The 17,919-nt window shown below is 71.6% G+C and carries 13 protein-coding genes; 1 reads left to right on the top strand and 12 read right to left on the bottom strand.

Features of this window, described 5'->3' with window-relative positions:
* Positions 1-109: 109 nt before the first annotated feature.
* On the top strand, positions 110-1,096 hold the full coding sequence (locus OG917_RS11745) for a methyltransferase domain-containing protein (RefSeq protein ID WP_328317518.1): 987 nt from the start codon (positions 110-112) through the stop codon (positions 1,094-1,096).
* Here the strand turns inward: OG917_RS11745 and OG917_RS11740 are convergent.
* The 12 genes from OG917_RS11740 to OG917_RS11685 form a co-directional block, all read right to left on the bottom strand.
* A complete protein-coding gene (locus tag OG917_RS11740) occupies positions 1,074-2,297 on the bottom strand; it encodes an FHA domain-containing protein (protein ID WP_328317517.1) in 1,224 nt (407 codons plus the stop codon). The two genes, OG917_RS11745 and OG917_RS11740, sit on opposite strands and share 23 nt — an antisense overlap.
* A gap of 76 nt (positions 2,298-2,373) precedes the next feature.
* Entirely contained in the window at positions 2,374-3,747 is a 1,374-nt protein-coding gene (locus tag OG917_RS11735; protein WP_328317516.1) for a vWA domain-containing protein, read from the bottom strand.
* Positions 3,748-3,816: 69 nt separating this feature from the next.
* Positions 3,817-5,127: a PP2C family serine/threonine-protein phosphatase gene (locus OG917_RS11730; RefSeq protein WP_328317515.1), complete on the bottom strand. Its 1,311-nt coding sequence runs from the start codon at positions 5,125-5,127 to the stop codon at positions 3,817-3,819.
* A 4-nt stretch (positions 5,128-5,131) separates the two neighbouring features.
* Positions 5,132-7,699: a serine/threonine-protein kinase gene (locus tag OG917_RS11725; RefSeq protein ID WP_328317514.1), complete on the bottom strand. Its 2,568-nt coding sequence runs from the start codon at positions 7,697-7,699 to the stop codon at positions 5,132-5,134.
* Positions 7,700-7,709: 10 nt separating this feature from the next.
* A complete protein-coding gene (locus OG917_RS11720) occupies positions 7,710-9,047 on the bottom strand; it encodes a hypothetical protein (protein ID WP_328317513.1) in 1,338 nt (445 codons plus the stop codon).
* Between the two features lie 295 nt (positions 9,048-9,342).
* Positions 9,343-10,290, bottom strand: a complete 948-nt coding sequence (locus OG917_RS11715) for a glutamate ABC transporter substrate-binding protein (RefSeq protein ID WP_328321827.1) — start codon at positions 10,288-10,290, stop codon at positions 9,343-9,345.
* A gap of 92 nt (positions 10,291-10,382) precedes the next feature.
* Entirely contained in the window at positions 10,383-11,816 is a 1,434-nt protein-coding gene (locus tag OG917_RS11710) for a hypothetical protein (protein WP_443058944.1), read from the bottom strand.
* Between the two features lie 488 nt (positions 11,817-12,304).
* Entirely contained in the window at positions 12,305-13,438 is a 1,134-nt protein-coding gene (locus tag OG917_RS11705) for an N-acetylglucosamine kinase (protein WP_328317512.1), read from the bottom strand.
* Complete coding sequence (locus OG917_RS11700) at positions 13,429-14,694, bottom strand: 6-phospho-beta-glucosidase (protein WP_328317511.1); 1,266 nt, start codon at positions 14,692-14,694, stop codon at positions 13,429-13,431. Before OG917_RS11700 ends, OG917_RS11705 begins: the two co-directional genes overlap by 10 nt.
* A gap of 5 nt (positions 14,695-14,699) precedes the next feature.
* Complete coding sequence (locus OG917_RS11695) at positions 14,700-15,596, bottom strand: carbohydrate ABC transporter permease (RefSeq protein WP_328317510.1); 897 nt, start codon at positions 15,594-15,596, stop codon at positions 14,700-14,702.
* Positions 15,597-15,601: 5 nt separating this feature from the next.
* A complete protein-coding gene (locus OG917_RS11690) occupies positions 15,602-16,543 on the bottom strand; it encodes a carbohydrate ABC transporter permease (RefSeq protein ID WP_328317509.1) in 942 nt (313 codons plus the stop codon).
* A gap of 7 nt (positions 16,544-16,550) precedes the next feature.
* The gene (locus OG917_RS11685) at positions 16,551-17,885 is read right to left on the bottom strand and encodes an ABC transporter substrate-binding protein (RefSeq protein ID WP_328317508.1); all 1,335 of its coding nucleotides are present in this window, start codon (positions 17,883-17,885) and stop codon (positions 16,551-16,553) included.
* Positions 17,886-17,919 lie beyond the last annotated feature (34 nt).

Here is a 17,919-nt window from a genome sequence, read left to right as displayed (position 1 = left end):
CGCCGGGGCGCCCCGCAGCCGTCGGACGCGGCTCGCGCGGCTGCCCCGGCCCCGGCTCTCCGGCCGTACCGGGTTCGCCTCCCGGCACGGAACGCAGCAGAGTGGATATATGGGTGCAGACCAGGCATTGCGGGCCGCGCTGGTGCGAGAGATCGCGGAGAGTGGGGCCCTGGCGGATCCCGCCTGGCGGGACGCGTTCGCCACGGTGCCGAGGCATCTCTTCGTGCCGTACTACTTCGCGGACGGGGTGGGGCGGCGGGCGCGACTCTGGGGTGAGGATCCCGACCCCGAGCGGCGCAGGCGATGGCTGGAGGGGGTCTACACCGACCAGCCGCTGGCCACCAGGATCCGGGACGGTGAACTGATCTCGTCCAGCAGCCAGCCCTCGCTGATGGCGCGCATGCTGGACGGACTCGCGGTGCGGGACGGGGACGCCGTACTGGAGATCGGGGCGGGCAGCGGCTACAACGCGGCTCTGCTGGCCCACCGGCTGGGCGACTCCCTGGTCACGACCGTCGATCTCGACCCGGAGATCACCGAGTCGGCACGGACTCATCTGTCCGCCGCCGGCCACGACCCCGCCGTCGTCACCGGGGACGGCGCACTGGGCTGCCCCGCACGGGCCCCCTTCGACGCAATCATCGCGACCTGCGCGCTCCCTTCCGTGCCGCGGGCCTGGCTCGCACAGTGCCGGCCCGGGGCGCGGATCCTCGCCCCGCTCGCGACCGGGCTGATCGTGCTGCGCGTGCGGGACGCGCAGCACGCGCAGGGTCGGTTCCTGGAGACCCCCGCCTACTTCGTACCCCTGCGCGGCGCCGGGGAGACCAGGCCCGCACTGCGCAGCGGCGGGCTGCCGCCCAGCGTGCTGGAGGACGGGCTGTTCCGCTTCGTGCTCACTCTGACGGGCGGCACGCTCGATCCCGTCGAGGCGTTCTCCCTCTGGGAGCGCGAGGGGCGTCCGCAGCGGGAGCGCTTCGGTGTGACGGTGAGCGGGGAGTACGAGTGGGCCTGGCTGGACGACCCCGAAGGACCGTACGCCTGGCCGCTCGTCCCCCCGGCCCACTGCCCGGTGGCTACTGCCCCCGGTGGATCCTGATGGTGGTCCAGGCGCCGACGTGCACCCGGTCGCCCTCTTCGAGGGGGATCGGGACATAGGGCGGGATCGGGTCCTCGGCGCCGTTGACCGTGGTGCCGTTGGTCGAGTTCTGGTCGACCACAGCCCAGGAGCCGTCGGGCTGCTGGACCAGGACCGCGTGCTGGTGCGAGACCCCGGGGTCCTCGGGAGGCACTGCCAGGTCGATGTCGGGTGACTCGCCCGTGGAGTGCCTGCGGCGGCCGATGGTGAGCTGGTTCCCGGTGAGCGCAATGCGCTGCTCGGGGGAGTAGGCAGGCAGATTGAGCCCGGTGGCTTCGGGCCCGCTGCGCTGCATCATCGCCATGAAGTACTCACGGTCGGGGCCGACCGTGGCCGACCAGCCCGCGGGAGCCTGAGGCTGCCCGCCCGGTTCGCCGGGCCTGCCGGACTGGTCGGGGCGGCCCGGCTCATGCTGCTGCGGCGGCTGCGAGTGAGGGGCCTGGGACTGCGGCGCCTGGGAGTGCGGGGCATGGAACTGCTGCGGCGGCTGGTGCTGCTGCCCCTGCGGCTGCCCGGGGTACTGCGGCCCCGGGCCCTGCGGGAGCCCAGGGTGCTGAGGCTGCCCGGGACCCTGCTGTCCCGGGCCCTGCGGCTGGGACGGCGGCGGGAGCAGCCAGTCGTCCGCGGCCGGCTGCTCGGGAGGGCGTGGTGCCCGCGGCGGCTGCGCGAACGAGGGCGGCGGCGGGGCGGACTGCTGCTGGTACGCCGGGGGCGGAGGCGGCGGGGCAGGCCGTCCGGTCGGCGCGTTCGTCAGCGGCTCGGCGGGCCGGTTGACCTGCGAGGGCCGCGAGCCCTGGTAGTCGTAGGCGTCCGGCGGCCTGGGCGGCTGCTGGGACTGGAGGCCCGGCGGCAGATTCGGGGCCACCGGTGTGTACGAGGTCGCGGTGTTGGTGAGGAAGTTCCACCGGCACTCCTCGCAGAACGGCGCCCCGGCCTCACGCGGCGTGCGGCACTGCGGGCAGATCTCCGCCTGGGCGGTGGGTTCCTGCGGGTAGCCGTAACCGGCCCCCTGGTTCCGGCCCGGCGGGGGCTGCTGGTGCGTGCCACCGCCGGTGTACGGCGGGGGCGGCGGGGGAGGCGGCGGCACGGCGCCCATGCGGTGGCCGCAGACCTCGCACCAGTCGTCGGATCCCGACTGGTGTCCGTTCGGGCAGGTCGGCATGGAGTCGCTTCCCCCTCTCCTCGTCCGGCCCGAAGGCCGCAAAACGTCACTTCTGCTGCTTGTGGTGCTTTTACTGTTACTTCTTGACGCGAACTGTCTTGGTGGAGCGCGTTTCGAGGGTCATCTCGTCCGCCTCCGCGACCTTTGCCTTCAGTCGCACAGTACCGGTCGCTTCGTCGACCACGTCCACCACCTTCGCGAGCAGTTTCGCAGTCTCCGCGTTCCCCGACGCCGCCGCAAGCTGGACCGCGCGGCCCAGCTTGGCCGTCGCACCGTCCAGATTGCCGGACTTGCGGTCATCCAGCCCTTGTTGAATGACTAGTGCCAGTTCGGCCTGGCCTGTGTAGTGGGCGACCTGGGGGTTGATCGACGTCGAAGCGACCAGGTCGTCCGTCCACACCGCACGCACCAGGCCCTGCGCGAGTGCCTGCGCCACACCTCCGGAGGGGCCGGGCAGGACGAGCGAGACCCGGGCGGCCAGCATCTCCTGGCCGATCCCCGCTTCCGGCACCTGGACGCAGACGTGGTAGTCGCGGGACTCGTCCCCCCACGAGCCGGTCGGGTAGTCCCCGGAACGCGGCCCGGCCTCGGTGCGGCGGTCCGTCAACTGCTCGACGCTGGGGGCCACTTGCTTGACGTACTTGATCTCCACGCCGACCGGTGTCCAGAGCCGCAGCGCGACATCGGCGACCTCCTTGCCCATCGCGTCCTCCATCATCCGCGTGAAGTCGGCGGAGAGGCCCGAAGGGTCGGCCACGATGTCGGCGGTGCCGAGCAGTGCCGACGCGATGCCGGTGACCTCCTTGACCTCCCAGTCCGTACCGACCCCGCGGGCGTCACAGGTGAAGCGGCCCGCCGCCGCCTCCAGTGCGGCCCGCAGATCCTCGGGGGCCTCGTGTTCGTTGCGGCCGTCGGTCAGCAGGATGCCGTGCCGGATCGCGGGGACACCGCCGCCCGCCGTGTCCGGGGTGTTGAGCAGCCGGTCGGCGAGGCGCAGCCAGGTGCCGATCGCCGTCCCCCCGCCGGCGCTCAGCCTGCGCAGCGCCTCCCGGGCCTGGGCGCGCGTCTGCCCGTCGGCGATCGCCAGCCGGCCGTTGCCCGGGTAGATGTCCTTGGCCACATGGGTGCCGGCCACCACCGAGAACGCCGTGCCGTCCCGCAGCGCCCCGATCGCCGAGGCTGTCGCCTCCCGCGCGTTGCGCATCTTCGCCGGCGGGTAGTCCATCGAACCCGAGCAGTCCACCATGATCACCACGGCGGCGGCCGGTCCTCCGCCCGGCAGGGGAGCAGGCGCGGCGCCCGCACCGCCGCGTGCGGAGCCGCTGGTGCCGCCCCCGGTCGAGGTGACCGTGACGATCGCGTTCACCTCGCGCCCGCCCTCCGGCAGGAACTCGTTCTGGTACACGTCGACGGAGAATTGCGGCACGCTGGATTTGGCGAAGTTGGCCATCTGCGGGGCTCCTTGAGGACAACGCGGCAATATCGGCAGAGCTGACGGGGCAGAGCGGCCTTCACACCTTCACGCCTGCGCGGATCCTGCCCTCTGCGGTGGCATGGGGAACGGCACGACGGCCACTGTTACGTTGTCGTGGCCCCCGCCGTCGAGGGCGTGGCCGACCAGCACCTGAGCGCTGTGCAGGGCCCGGGTGGCCGCGTCGGGCGGGACGACGCGGGCCATGTCGCGCGCCGACTCCGCGTAGTTCCACAGGCCGTCGGAGCAGACCACCACCACGCCCGGCCGGTCCGGCTTGAAGGACGCGGTGTGCGGCTCCAGTTCGTACGCGTCGGCGCCGAGCCAGCCCGTGATGGCGTGCGCCCGCTCGTCCGCGTACGCCTGGGCCTCGCCCATCAGCCCGTTGGCGACCATCTGAGCCGCCCAGGAGTCGTCCTCGGTGAGCCGGGACGGGTGGGCGGTGCGGTCGTCCGGTACCCAGTACACCCGGCTGTCGCCCACCCAGCCGACGACGAGCAGCGCGCCCACTGTGATGGAGGCGACCAGGGTGCACGCCGGAGCGTTCTGATGGCGGTGCGGGTCGTGGTCCGCGGCCGGCTCGTCGGCCAGGGAGTTGACCGCGTCCGACGCGGCGATGATCGCCTCGTGCAGCGCCTGCTGCGGGTGGGTCCCCGCGGGAAGGGAGGCCAGCAGCGCCTCGTTGGCGGCAGCCGCCGCGGCGGCCGACGCCTCGTCGGGACGGGTCGCCGATGACACCCCGTCACAGACGATTGCCACGGTGGCGGCGGAACCGTCCGGCAGGCCCACCGAGGACACCGCGAACGCGTCCTCGTTGCGGTGGTGGCGCAGCCCGCGGTCGCTCACCGCGGCGACCGCGGCCAGTTCCTGCTCCATGTGGTCCCGCTCGCGGGGCTGGGCGTGGCCGCAGTTCTCGCAGTAACCGTCGCCGTCGATCCGGCCCGTGCGGCAGGCGACACAGACCTTGGTGCCCGTTGCCGCGGCCGCCACCGGGGTGGACGGGGCCCCGGCGGCCGGCTCTCGGGGGTCGGGGGCCGGCAGCGCGTACTCATCCGGCGCGGGCGGGCCGTCGAGCCTTGCACCCGCGGGCAGTTCACCACCGTCCGACGCGATGCCCGGCACATCGGAGCCGGCCTGGACGGGCGCCGGAAGGCCCGAGCCGTCCCGGTCGCCCGCGACCGGCCAGGCGGCCTGGGGCGCTCCCGCGGGGCTCGCTCCGCCCCCGGCGGCGCTCACAGGGGCTTCGCGGGGCGGCCCGGGGACCGCCGACAGGTCGTACCCGCATGCTCCGCAGAACAAGTCGCCGGGCTCCAGCGGTTCCTCGCAGCTGGGGCACGCGGCCGGATTCGTCTGGGACATCAATTCACACCCACGTCCGGGGGCGGAAACGGTTGGCCCGCTCCACCAGGTCGATCCTCTCCTCGCCACGCTGGGCGAGCCGGGCGAGTACCCGGTACGAGCGTTCGAGTCCGAAGCGCAGGCCACGCTCGTCGAGTGGACTGCCGAGCAGGGTGGTGGACTGCACCACCTGGCCGCCCCGGCCCCCGGAGAGTACCCAGTCCAGGGCCGTACCCAGTACTTCGGTGGTCAGCTGTTCACGCCGCACGGCGTCGAGGCCGAACTGCTGGAGCGCCGCCACCTGGTCCGCGGCCGACCGGAGGTCGTCCACCAGCGGGTCGGTCGGGACCCGGTGGCGCAGCCGTGCGCGCACGGCTGCGACGCGCGCCGCCGTGTAGTGGATCGACGCTTCGGGGACCGACTCCAGGGTCCGCACGGCCGCCGTGCGCTCACCGGACGCGAGCTGCACCCTGGCGAGGCCGAACGCGGCGCTGACATAGCCGGGGTCGGTCGTCCACACGAGGCGGTAGTACTCCGCGGAATTGTCCAGCTGGCCGAGTACCTCCGCACAGACACCGAGCGCCAGCTTCGGCGCGGGCTCACCGGGGAACGCGTCGTAGATCGCGTCGAAGGAGAGCGCGGCGGTCTCCCGGTCGCCGGTGACCAGGGAGGCCAGCCCGCGGTACCAGACGACCCGCCAGTCGTACGGGTACTCGGCCTCCAGCTCCGCGATCACCGCGACCGCCGCGTACACGTCGCGGTTCTCCAGCAGGGCGCGGGCCCGGCGAAGGCTGAGCTCCAGCGACGGGACGGGCGCGGACTCCAGCGCGGAGACCAGCTCGCCGGGTGCCGCCGCCATCAGGCCCGCCAGCAGACCGGCGTTCGGGTCGTGCGGGTCGATACGCGGCACGGGCAGCGCCAGCGCGGTGCCGCCCGCTTCGAGACCGGCGAGGAAACCACCGGACGCGTCCCCTCCGGGCCGGGTGGCTGCGGGACCTGTCACCGCGGGACCGGTGGCCGCGGGGCCGGGCAGGGCCGGTGGCCGCTGCGCGGGGATGCCCGGATGCGCGGCGGCCCTGCGGCCGGCCGGCCGCGGGCGGGCGCCGAGCAGGGAGGCATCCCCGGTCAGTTCGGTGAAGAGCGCGGTGTCGGTGACCCGCACCTCGGGCCCGAACAGCGTCGACAGCGAAGGCCGCGGCCGGCCCGTCTGGACGGACACGACCTCCCGCAGCACCCCGGTGAGCTGCTCCGCCATCTCGGCGGCGGAAGCGAACCTGCGGGCCGGGTCCGGATCCGTGGCCCGGACGAGCAGCCGGTAGAAGGACTCGTACCGCCGGAACACCTCGATGTTGTCCGGATCGGGGAGGCTGTCCGCGAACACATTCGTGTAGCCCTGGAAGTCGAAGGTCAGCACCGCCAGCGTCCGCGCGACGGTGTACAGATCGGAGGCGACCGACGGCCCCACCTCGGCGACCTCGGGTGCCTGGTATCCGACCGTGCCGTAGATGGCCGACTCGTCGTCGTCCATCCGGCGCACCGCGCCCATGTCGATGAGCTTCAGCTGGTCCTGCTGCTGTATCGCGTTGTCCACCTTGAAGTCGCAGTACAGCAGCGCCCGGCTGTGCAGATGGCCGAGCGCCTCCAGCGCCTCGATCCCGTACGCGCAGGCCTGCTCCACCGGCAGCGGGTCGCGCCTCCCGGACGGCCCCCGCCGCTCGTTGGCGATCTCCTTGAGCGACTTGCCCCCGACGTACTCCATGACGATGTAGCCGTCCAGGGAGCCGGTGCGCTGGTCGAGGTGTTCCACGAAGTTGTAGATGCGCACGATGTTGGAGTGCTCGATCTCGGCGAGGAAGCGCCGCTCCGAGATCGCCGCGGCCATCGCGTCCTGGTCACCGGTGTCCAGCAGGCCCTTCAGCACGACCCAGCGGTCGGACACCGCCCGGTCGACGGCGAGATAGACCCAGCCCAGACCGCCGTGGGCCAGGCAGCCCATCACCTCGTACTGCCCGTGCACGACGTCCCCGGTGTGCAGCTTCGGCACGAACGAGTAGGGGTGGCCGCACTTGGTGCAGAACCCCTCCGTGCGTCCTGCCCGGTCACCGCGGGAGCGGCCCACCTGCGCACCGCAGTCGGCGCGTGAGCAGAACCGCTTGCGCTCGGGTACCTCCGGGTTCGCCATCACAGCCGACTGCGGGTCCGGCCGCGGGACGCCCGGGACCGTGATCAGGCCTGCGCCCAGCCGGTTGCGGCTCGACGAACTCGCCGAGGCGCCGGAGCTGCGCACCGAGACCGAACGTCCCGACCCCTGCTCCGGCAGGGAACGCGAGAGCCGCCCGGAGACCGACCTGCGCGACGTCGACGAGCGGGACGACGGCCGCGACGAGCGGGACGACGATCCGGAACCGCTGCGTGCCGAGGCGCTGTTGCTGCCCCGGCCACCGCCGGCGATGCCGGTCGGCGGTGAACTCACCAGCCCGCTGGGGGACACCACCAGCGCCAGGCCGCAGGTGTCGCAGTACAGCTCGCCGCCGCCCATGTCCTCATAGCTGCCCTCGCACCCGGGCCGCTGGCACTCCTGCTGTTCGCTCATCCCGCATCCCTCACGCGTTCCCCCTGTGGTCGGTGGGCCCGGAATCCCTCGGGACCAGGACCTCCGCCGTGGCCTGCTGGTAGCGGAGCACCGCCTGTTCGGCGACGCGCAGATCGCACGGCGCGCTCCACAGCATTCTGCGGGCCGCGTCGTACCGCTCGATCAGCAGGGGATCCTCCGCCATCCCGTGCCGGGCGACCTTGGCCCGGTACGCGTCCAGCCGGCCCCGCAGTTCCGCCCGGACGGCGAGTGGCGCGGTGACCGCCGACAACGAGTCGCGGGCGCGCCGGAGTTCGTCATCGGCCTCCCTCTCAAGGGACTCCAGGAGCGGCGAGAGCCGGTGCCACTGGGCGTGTCTGCGGTACTCGGCTGCGGCCCGCAGCTGCTCCTGGAGCACGGTCGAAGGGCCACTGACCGCGGGCACCTCGGACGCGGCGATCTTCGCGAGCACCTCACCGCGGGCCGATCGCGCCTCGGTGAGTGTGCGGTCCGCGCGCGTCAGCACGTCCCGCAGCCGCAGCAGCCGCTGCTCGGCGTCCTGGCGGACGGTGAGCACCGCGTCGATCTCCCGGCGGATCTCCTCCAGGGCGCGTGCGGCCCGGTCGTACCGCTCGGTGTCGGGGCGCCCGCCACCGGGGGCCGAACTGCCCTGCGTGGGCACCCAGTAGGCGAGCGGGTCGGAGATCACCCCGGCGCGCAGCGCCGTCAGCTCCCGGGTGATGGACTCCAGGTCGTCACCCGCCGGATGCTCACCGGGGCGTACGCCCACCGAGTGCGCCAGCGACCGGGTGCGTCCCAGCTCGGCGGCGAGCAGGTCTATCCGGGCGGGCAGCGCCGACCACACCGAGTCCGATGCGACGACCATGTCCAGCGACTGCGCGTACAGACCGTTCATCCGCGCCACCAGCTCTTCGAGCGAGAACCGCTCGGTGAGTCCGGGGGGCCCGGTGAGCGAGGCCGGGAGCTCGGCGGCGGTGCTCGCCAGGGTGACGCCCCGGCCGCGCAGCACGTCGGTGAGCCCGGCCAGCTCGTCCCGGCCGGGCCAGCGCCGCCGGGAACGGAGCGTACGGGCCTCCTCCAGCGCTTTCGCGTACGCGTCGAAGTACGTCCAGAGGACGGTGATCCACTGCTCGGCCGTGGCCCAGCGGTCCTTGGTGACCCCGGTCAGCTCGGCGCCCTCCAGGAGCCGGCGCCCGGCATGGTCCTGCAGGGCGAGCAGCGAGGTCTCTATGGCCTCGTGCTCGGCACCGAGCCGTGCCAGCGCACGGTCCACCTCGTCCCGGTCCATCACCGGCCCGGGGGGATCCCCCGGCCCGCCCGGACTGGGGGCAGAACCCGCGACGCCCATCGATCACCTCTCCGCTCCGCCGGCCCGCGCTGGTCGCCCAGTGCTGTGTGGTCCTGTGCTGTGTCGCTCTGTTTACTGCGTCGCCCGGTACTGCATCGTCCAGTACTGGGCTGTCCAGTACTGGGCTGTGCAGTGTCGTGCTGTCCTGTCCTGTCCTGTACTGCGTCGTCCTGTGCTGCCTACAGTGTCAAGTTCTGACCGTGGCCGGGGCGTTCTGCCGGTACTCGGCGAGACCGCTCCCTGGCTCCGCCGGGCATGTCCCGCCGGCCCGCCCCACCGGCACGTCACCGGCAGGTCACCGGTACTTCGGTGCCGGCGGCCCGTCGATCCCCTTCAGATCCGCCGACAGCCACTTCCGGTACGCCTGCATCCAGGGGCTGTTCCCGCCGCCCTTGCGGTAGTCGACGAGCACCTGATTGATCCGGCGCACCAGGTCGTCGTTGCCCAGCTTCGTCGCCACGCCGTAGTACTCGGTGGTGAAGGGCTCGCCCTTGAGGTCGACGGCCGGGTCCTGGGCCGCCTGTCCGGCCGCCAGGGCGTTGTCCGTGACCACCGCGTCGACCAGGCCCAGTTGCAGCTCGACCAGGCAGTCCAGCTGGTTGGGAACGGTCCGCTGCCGGGACGGTGTGTCGGCGAAGACGGCGCCGTACGACGTGGCCCTGAGGGCGTCGTAGGCCGTCGAGCCGGTCGCCGTGCAGACCTTCTTGCCCTTGAGCGTGGCGTTGTACCCGGTGATCGTGGAGCCCTTGGGCGCGAGCACCTGCTGCCCGGCCTGGAAGTACGCCGTGGAGAATGCGACCTGCTTGACGCGCTCGCAGTTGATCGTCATCGTCCGCACGACCATGTCGACCTTGCCCTCCTGCAGCGCCTCGACCCGCTGGTTGGTGGGGATGGCGCGGTAGATGACCTTGTCCTTGCTGCCCAGGATGTTCTTCGCTATGGCGCGGACGAGAGCGATGTCGAAGCCGTCCAGCCTGCCGTTGGCCGGGTCGCGGTATCCCCAGCGGTAGCTGTTCTGGTCGACACCAACGACGAGGTGGCCGGCCTTCTTGATCCTGTCGATGGTGGGGCCGTCGGCGCTGGACGGCGAGAGGCTCGCCTCGGGATCCTTGCAGGTCCCGGCCTTCGCGGGCGAGGCCTGCGCCACCTGCTGCCCGGCGGGCCGCGCACCGTCACCGGAATCGCCGCCCAGGACGAGCGGGAGCACGGTCACCGCTGCGGTCAGCGCACATGCCGCGGCCATCGCGGTGACCCCGCCCCAGCCGTGGAGCCTTCCGGTCCCCCGATTCAGCACGCTGCCCCTCCTCACCCGGCCCTTCCTCACCCGGCCCCTCCTCACCTGTACTCCGAAAGCCTGCGGCTGATGCCCAGCCCCGCGGCGGCCGCACCCAGTACGGCCAGTACCGCGGCGCCCACCGGCAGCCCGGACAGTGCGCCCCGTCCGTCCGACGCGGCCCGGGTGAACTGCTGCTGCTCATGGCCGAGAGCCCGCTGCAGCGCCGTGTCCACCTGGTCGAACGACTGCCCCGTCGAACCCGACCTGCCTATGACCTGCGCCAGGGCGCCGTCGTAATCGCCGCTGTCGTCCGTACGGCGCGCCGCCGCGTGCCGCTTCCGCCAGGTGGCCACGTCATCCACCGCGGTGGCCACCGGGGCGCTGCCCGCCTTGTCGCCTGCGGCCAGCTTCTCCGCCTTGCCAAGCCCGCTGACCAGGGCGGCCATGTCCTTGGTGAAGTCCGACTCGTACTGGTCGTGTTTGCCGTCCTTGGTCAGCACGGAGCCGCGCGACACCAGGGTGAGGTTCTCGTTGGAGCGGGCCTTCAGCGAGCTGATGCGTGCGTCGTTGAGCACCTTCAGCGACTCCTGGCCGTGCGCCCGGGACGTGTGCAGGTCCGAGGAGGCGACCAGGTGTCCGGTCACCAGCCACAACAGCACCGCCACGGAGGCGGCGGACGCGGCCAGCAGACCGTGGTTGAACACCCGGTTGGTCCGCTGGTAGTCGCGCCGCTGGAGGCAGAGGAGGCCGCCGAGCGCCAGGATCCCCACCGCGGTGCCCGCGTACGGCCAGAGCGTGGCCGAGTCGTAGTCGTCGTACAGCCGGCCTGTCTCCGCCTCGTAGAGCTTCTCCGCTGCGGGCAGCAGCAGCGTGCTCATCTGCTGGTTGGCGTACCGCAGATAGGCGCCGCCGAGCGGCAGCCCCTGCCGGTTGTTGGCGCGGGCGCGCTCCACCAGTCCGGTGTAGCGCGGGAGCTGCTCGTTGAGCTGGGCGATCTGCCGTCCGGACTCGGTCGAACCGTCCGTGTGCGAGGCGGCCTTCACCAGCAGTCTGGACGCCGTCGCGATGTCCTTGTCGTACCGTGCGTGCACATCCGCCGGCTCCTGGGAGCCTGCCAGGAATCCGCTCGCAGCCGCGGTGTCCGCGTCGGCCAGCGAGCGGTAGATGTTCGCCGCGTCCGCGCTGAGCGGCTGGCTGCGGCTGACCACGTCGTCGGCGGATGCCGCCCGGCCGGAGATCTCGGAGGCGGTGACCGCGCCGAAGGCCACGACCAGCGCGGCCACCAGTGCCCCCATGATCCACAGCCGGCCGGGCTCGGTGGTCGCGGCGGCACGCAGCCGGTCCCGGGATCCGGCCCAGGAACTGCGTCGCACCGGCGGCGCCGGCGCGTGCGCGGGAGGCGCGGGCGCCGGTACCCGCGCGGGTGGCGCGGGCAGGGGAGCCTGCGCGGGCGGCGGCCCTTGCGCTGTGCCCCCGATCGGCGGATGTGCCACGTGCCCTCCCCCTCGTTCAGTGTTCCGTCACGTATGCGTTCCGTCACGCAGCCGTTCCGGTCGAGCACTCCGGACACGCCCTGTGTGCACAGGGACCTCCGGTGGTGAACTCCCCAGCACGGCAGGGGAAGTGCCCAGGCAGCAGTATGGCTGCCGTGGCCAGTACACACACCGGGATTGGCTGGATCTTGATCGAGCTGTCGCCTGTCCTCCCTGTGCCCTCCCCACCTTGAATACGCCGCCCGGACCAGTTCGGTTCCCGTTCCGCGCCACACCGTTCGAGTACGGATGGCCCGTCATGCGGGCGTCGCGCGCCCGTCGTCCGGCTCGAACGCGCACATCAGGGGCGTGAGGAAAGGAGGGTGAGGAATGGGGCGTGAGGAAAGGGAGGGAGGGAGGAAAGAGGCGTGAGGAAAGGGGGTAGCGCCCCGCGCCACGCCGGACACCGCCCCCCCCTCACGCCCCCCTCACGCCCCCGGCTCCGGCCCTCAGCTGTACTGCTCCCGCACCCGGGCATAGGACTCCGCGGGGGCCGCGATCCGGTCAAGGCCCAGCAGTGCGGCGCCGAGTACCGGCGAGACCGACACCACCCGGGGCAGCGCCAGCGGTGCGCGCTCGGCCAGCAGCTGCCGGACGCGGTCGTCCAACTGCGGGTGACGGGCGGCCAGTACGCTCCCGCCGAGCAGCACCGGGGTCTCCTCGTGGAGCAGGCCGAGCCGGCCCAGCGCCACCGTCGCGAGCGAGACGACCTCCTCAGCCTGCCGTTCGACAACCGACCGGGCCACCGGGTCGCCGTCCGCCGCGGTGGCGAAGAGGACCGGGGTCAGCTCGTGCTTGCGCTCCGCCGGTATACGGCCCAGGTGGAGCGCCTCGATCACGGCGTACATCGTCGGCAGTCCGAAGTGCGCGGGTACCGTCCGCATCAGCTCGGTGCGCCCGCCGCGCCCGTCCTCGGCACGCGCCGCGTGCCACAGCGCCTCGTCGGCCAGGCCGCCGCCTCCTCCCCAGTCACCGGAGATCCGGCCGATGGCGGGGAAACGGGCGGTCCGGCCGTCGGGCGTCATCCCGACACAGTTGATGCCGGCGCCGCACACCACGGCCACCCCGCGCGGCTCGTCCACCCCTGCCCGCAGGATCGCGAAGGTGTCGTTGCGGACCTCGACCGCCCGCCCCCAGCCGCGTGCATCGACGGCGGCGGCCAGTTCCCGCTCCTCGACGGGCAGATCGGCGTTGGCCAGGCAGGCGGAGACGAAGGAGGCGTACGGCGGGCCCCCGGGCCCTGCCCCGGCGTCCGCCCCGCCGGCGAGTCCGCCCGGGGGTCCGTCCGCGGGCCCGCCCCCGAATCCGGCGCCACTCGCCCCGAGCGGGGCACCGGCGCGCACGCGCGCACCCGCACCCGCCCCCGTCGGCGCGCAGGCGCCGGCCCGCGCCGCGGTCGCCTCCCGCATCGCCGCGTCGACGGCGACGGCCAGCACGTCCACCGCCGCCTCGACCCCCACCACGGGCGGCTGGAAGCCGCCGGAGCGGCCCCGCCCCAGGACGGTGCCGTCCGCCGCGATGACGGCCACGTCCGTCTTGCTGTTGCCGGCGTCGATCGCCAGCACACTTGCTGTCAGGCCCACGCGAAGTGCTCCCGGTTGTGCGCGACGAGCTTGTCCGTCAGCTCATCGGCGTACGCGTACTGCCCGATCAGCGGGTGCGCGAGGAGCGCGCGGAAGACCCGGTCCCGGCCGCCGCGCAGCGCCGCTTCCAGGGCGAGGTCCTCGTACGCCGTCACGTTCGCGACGAGCCCCGCGTACAGCGGGTCGAGCGCGGGCACGGCCAGCGGCGTCGCGCCGCTGGTGTCCACCGTCGCCTGCACCTCGATCACGGCGTCGTCCGGGAGGAAGGGCAGGGTGCCGTTGTTGTACGTGTTGACGACCTGGTACCGGGAGCCCCCGGCCCCGAGCAGCGACGACGCCAGGTCGACCGCCGCCTCCGAGTAGAAGGCACCGCCCCGCTTGGCCAGCAGCGCGGGCTTCTCGTCCAGCTTCGGATCGCCGTACATGGCGAGGAGTTCCTTCTCCATCGCGGCGACCTCGGCGGCCCGCGACGGCTTGCTCCCCAGTTCCCTGACGACCTCGTCGTGCGCGTAGAAGTAGCGCAGGTAGTACGAGGGCACCACCCCGAGCCGGTCCATGACCGAGCGCGGAAGACGCAGGTCGCCGGCTATCGCGTCGCCGTGCTCGCCGAGCAGCTTCGGGAGGATGTTCTCGCCCTCGGGGCCGCCCAGCCGGACTCCCAGCTCCCAGGAGAGGTGGTTGAGCCCCACGTGGTCGAGGAACACGTCGGACGGTGCGACGTCGAGGTGCGCCGCGAACTTCCGCTGGAAGCCGATCGCGACGTTGCAGAGCCCGACGGCCTTGTGCCCGGCCTGGAGCAGGGCCCGGGTGACGATGCCCACCGGGTTCGTGAAGTCGATGATCCAGGCGTTCGGGTTGGTGCGCCGTACGCGCTCGGCGATGTCCAGCACCACCGGCACCGTGCGCATCGCCTTGGCGAGGCCGCCCGCGCCCGTGGTCTCCTGCCCGACGCAGCCGCACTCCAGCGGCCAGGTCTCGTCCTGCTGCCGGGCGGCCTGGCCGCCGACGCGGAGCTGGAGCAGGACGGCGTCGGCGTCGGCGACGCCCGCGTCGAGGTCGGACGTCGTCGTGATGACACCCGGGTGCCCCTGTCTGGCGAAGATCCGCCGGGCCAGGCCGCCCACCAGTTCGAGGCGGTCGGCCGCGGGATCGACGAGCACCAGCTCGCTGATCGGCAGCGTGTCCCGCAACCGCGCGAATCCATCGATGAGTTCGGGCGTGTAGGTGGACCCGCCCCCCACTACTGCGAGCTTCATTTCAGCTAACCCTTCACTCCGGTCAGTGTGACGCCCTCGACGAATGCCTTCTGTGCGAAGAAGAAGACGAGGATCACAGGGGCCATGACCAGGACGGTCGCGGCCATGGTCAGATTCCAGTCGGTATGGTGTGCGCCCTTGAAGGACTCCAGGCCGTACGAGAGCGTCCAGGCGGCCGAGTTCTCCGAGGTGTAGATCTGCGGGCCGAAGTAGTCGTTCCACGCGTAGAAGAACTGGAAGAGCGCGACGGCGGCGATCCCCGGCTTGGCCATCGGGACGATGACCTTCAGCAGCGTGCGGAATTCACCGCAGCCGTCGACCCTGGCCGCGTCGATGTACTCGTTGGGGATCGTCAGCAGGAACTGCCGCAGCAGGAAGATGGAGAACGCGTCGCCGAACGCCATCGGGATGATCAGCGGCCAGAGCGTGCCGGACAGGTCGAGCTGCTTCGCCCAGAACAGGTACATCGGGATGATCACGACCTGCGGCGGCAGCATCATCATCGAGATGACGAGCATCAGGGACAGCTGCCGGCCACGGAAGCGGAACTTGGCGAGGGCGTACGCCACGGGAAGTGACGACACCACGGTCAGTACGGTGCCGAGCCCCGCGTACAGCAGGGTGTTCCGCCACCAGGAGAGGAAGCCCGGGGTGTCGAAGACCTTGCGGTAGTTGGACCACTCGAAGGTGTGCGGCCACAGGTCGCGGGTGAGTGCCTGCTGGTCGCTCATCAGCGAGGTGAGGATCACGAAGACGAACGGCAGTACGAAGAAGAGCGCTGCGGCGACGCCCAGGGCGTGCACGGCGATCCACTGCAGCAGGGCCCTGCGGCCGGCGGTCCGCCGCGCCGGGTCCGCACCGGCGTGGACCGCCGGGCTTTCGGAGACATCGGTGAGTGTCATGACGGTCAGTCACCTGCCTGTACGAGCCCGCTGCGGCGCCGCATCAGCAGTGCGGTGAACGCCATGGCCAGGGCGAAGAGGACGAGCGCGACCACGCACGCGGAGCCGTAGTCGAAGCGCTGGAAGCCGAGGGTGTAGACGAGCTGCGGGAGGGTGAGCGTGGACTTGTCGGGGAAGCCGGGCGAGAACTGCTGCCCGGAGCCGCCGATGATGCCCGAGGCGACCTTTCCGGCCACCAGCGGCTGGGTGTAGTACTGCATCGCCTGGATGATCCCGGTGACGACGGCGAACATGATGATCGGCGAGATGTTCGGCAGCGTCACGAACCGGAACCGCTGCAGCGCGGACGCACCGTCCAGCTCGGCCGCCTCGTACTGCTCCCTCGGTACGTCCAGGAGAGCCGCCATGAAGATCACCATCAGGTCGCCGATGCCCCACACCGCGAGCATGGTGAGCGCGGGCTTCGACCAGGTGGCGTCGGTGAACCAGCCGGGTGTCGGCAGTCCGATGTCACCGAGGATCGAGTTGACGGGCCCGGTCCCCGGGTTGAGCAGGAAGACGAAGGCCAGTGTCGCGGCGACCGGCGGGGCGAGATACGGCAGATAGAAGAGGGTCCGGAAGATCCCGGCGCCCGTCTTGATCTTCGTGATCAGCATCCCGATGCCGAGCCCGAAGACCACCCGGCAGGCGACCATCACGACCACCAGCCAGAGCGTGTTGCGCATCGCGGGCCAGAAGTCCGGGTATTCGGTGAAGACGTACGTCCAGTTCGTCAGGCCGTTGAAGGCCGGGGCCTTGAAACCGTCGTACTGGGTGAACGAGAAGTAGACGGTCGAGACCAGCGGGTAGACGAAGAAGACGCTGAACCCGATGAGCCAGGGCGACATGAAGGCCGCCGTCCGCAGCGCCGCCCGGCGGCGCTTGGAGCGCGGGGTGTACGTGGTCATGGCGAGGCTACTTCGCCTTCTCGTTGTCCTTGTCGATCTGCGCCGCTGTCGTGCGCAGACCGGCCTTCAGATCCTTCGTCCTGCCGGACTCGAAGTCGTATCCGAAGTCCTGCAGGGTCATCTGGTAGGTGCCGCCGTTCACCGACGGAGGCGTCGTGTTGGACTGCGGGTTCTGCGCGATGTCCAGGAACGTCTTCAGCCGGGGGTCGAACTTCAGCTTCGGCGACTTCAGCGCGGCCAGCGTGGAAGGGATGTTGTGGATGTCGTTGGCGAAGTCCACGACCGCTTCGGTGTCGGTGGTGATGTACTTCACGAACTCCCAGGAGGCGTTCTGCTTCTTGCTGGTCGACGCGATACCGGCGATCGTGCCGGTGATGTACCCCTTGCCGTACGAGGAGGCCTGGTCGTCGGGGACGGGCAGGGGCGCCACCCCGATGTCCACGGCCGACTTGGCGTCCTGGGCCATCCCCAGCCGCCACTCACCGTCCACCTGCATGGCGACCTGACCGGTCTGGAAGGGGTGCTTGGCGCCCCACTCGTCGCCGAACGTGGCCCGGTACTTCTCCAGCTTGCCGAAGCCGCCCAGCTTCTTCACCAGGCCCTGCTGCCAGCTGAACATCTTCGCGAAGGCGGGGTCCCTGGCGACATCGGACTTGCCGTCCTTGCCCACGTACGTGGGGCTCCACTGCGCCACCATGTGGCTGGGCGTCGACTCGTAGCCGTGGAAGGTCGGCATGAAGCCGAGCTGCCGGTACGAGTCGCCCTCGGGCTTCGTCAGTTCGACGGCGTCCCGGTCGAACTCGCTCCAGGTCCTGGGCGGCGAGGTGATCCCGGCGGCCTTGAACGCGCCCTTGTTGTAGTAGAGCGCGTACGCGTCGCTCAGCAGCGGCAGGGTGCAGCGCACGCCGTTGAACTGGGTGTAGGCCTGGAGCGGCTTGGAGAAGGTCTTGTCCAGGTCGATCTTCGACTTGGCGAGGAACGGCTTCAGGTCCGCGAAGGCGCCCGACGAGCAGAACTTGCCGACGTTGTCGGTCGTGAAGGAGGAGACGACGTCGGGGGCGTTCGAACCGCCGCCCCGCAGCGCCTGGTTGACCTTGTCGTCGGTCATGTTGCCGACGACCTTGACCTTGATGTTCGGGTGGATCTTCTCGAAGTGGTCGACGTCCGCCTGCATCGCCCTGACCTCACCGGCGGAGCTCCAGCCGTGCCAGAAGGTGATGGTGGTGTCCGCGTTCACGTCGTCGGTGGCGCCGCCCGAGCTCTGGCCGGTACAGGCCGAGGCGAGCACGGACAGGGATGCGGCAGCGACGACGGCCGTGGCCAGTCGGCTGTTTCTGGGCATGACGGAATCTCCCTCTGGCGGATCTGGGGGCTGT

The organism is Streptomyces sp. NBC_00388, assembly GCF_036061255.1.
In the GTDB taxonomy this organism is placed as follows: Bacteria; Actinomycetota; Actinomycetes; order Streptomycetales; family Streptomycetaceae; genus Streptomyces.
This window is presented reverse-complemented; position numbering and strand designations above follow the sequence as displayed.

Excerpts from the sequence above, each read along its gene's own strand:
- OG917_RS11695 (WP_328317510.1), bottom strand. The coding sequence starts at position 15,596 with ATGACACTCACCGATGTCTCCGAAAGCCCGGCGGTCCACGCCGGTGCG.
- OG917_RS11690 (WP_328317509.1), bottom strand. The coding sequence starts at position 16,543 with ATGACCACGTACACCCCGCGCTCCAAGCGCCGCCGGGCGGCGCTGCGG.
- OG917_RS11730 (WP_328317515.1), bottom strand. The coding sequence starts at position 5,127 with ATGTCCCAGACGAATCCGGCCGCGTGCCCCAGCTGCGAGGAACCGCTG.
- OG917_RS11720 (WP_328317513.1), bottom strand. The coding sequence starts at position 9,047 with ATGGGCGTCGCGGGTTCTGCCCCCAGTCCGGGCGGGCCGGGGGATCCC.
- OG917_RS11685 (WP_328317508.1), bottom strand. The coding sequence starts at position 17,885 with ATGCCCAGAAACAGCCGACTGGCCACGGCCGTCGTCGCTGCCGCATCC.
- OG917_RS11700 (WP_328317511.1), bottom strand. The coding sequence starts at position 14,694 with ATGAAGCTCGCAGTAGTGGGGGGCGGGTCCACCTACACGCCCGAACTC.
- OG917_RS11745 (WP_328317518.1), top strand. The coding sequence starts at position 110 with ATGGGTGCAGACCAGGCATTGCGGGCCGCGCTGGTGCGAGAGATCGCG.
- OG917_RS11740 (WP_328317517.1), bottom strand. The coding sequence starts at position 2,297 with ATGCCGACCTGCCCGAACGGACACCAGTCGGGATCCGACGACTGGTGC.
- OG917_RS11735 (WP_328317516.1), bottom strand. The coding sequence starts at position 3,747 with ATGGCCAACTTCGCCAAATCCAGCGTGCCGCAATTCTCCGTCGACGTG.
- OG917_RS11715 (WP_328321827.1), bottom strand. The coding sequence starts at position 10,290 with ATGGCCGCGGCATGTGCGCTGACCGCAGCGGTGACCGTGCTCCCGCTC.
- OG917_RS11725 (WP_328317514.1), bottom strand. The coding sequence starts at position 7,699 with ATGAGCGAACAGCAGGAGTGCCAGCGGCCCGGGTGCGAGGGCAGCTAT.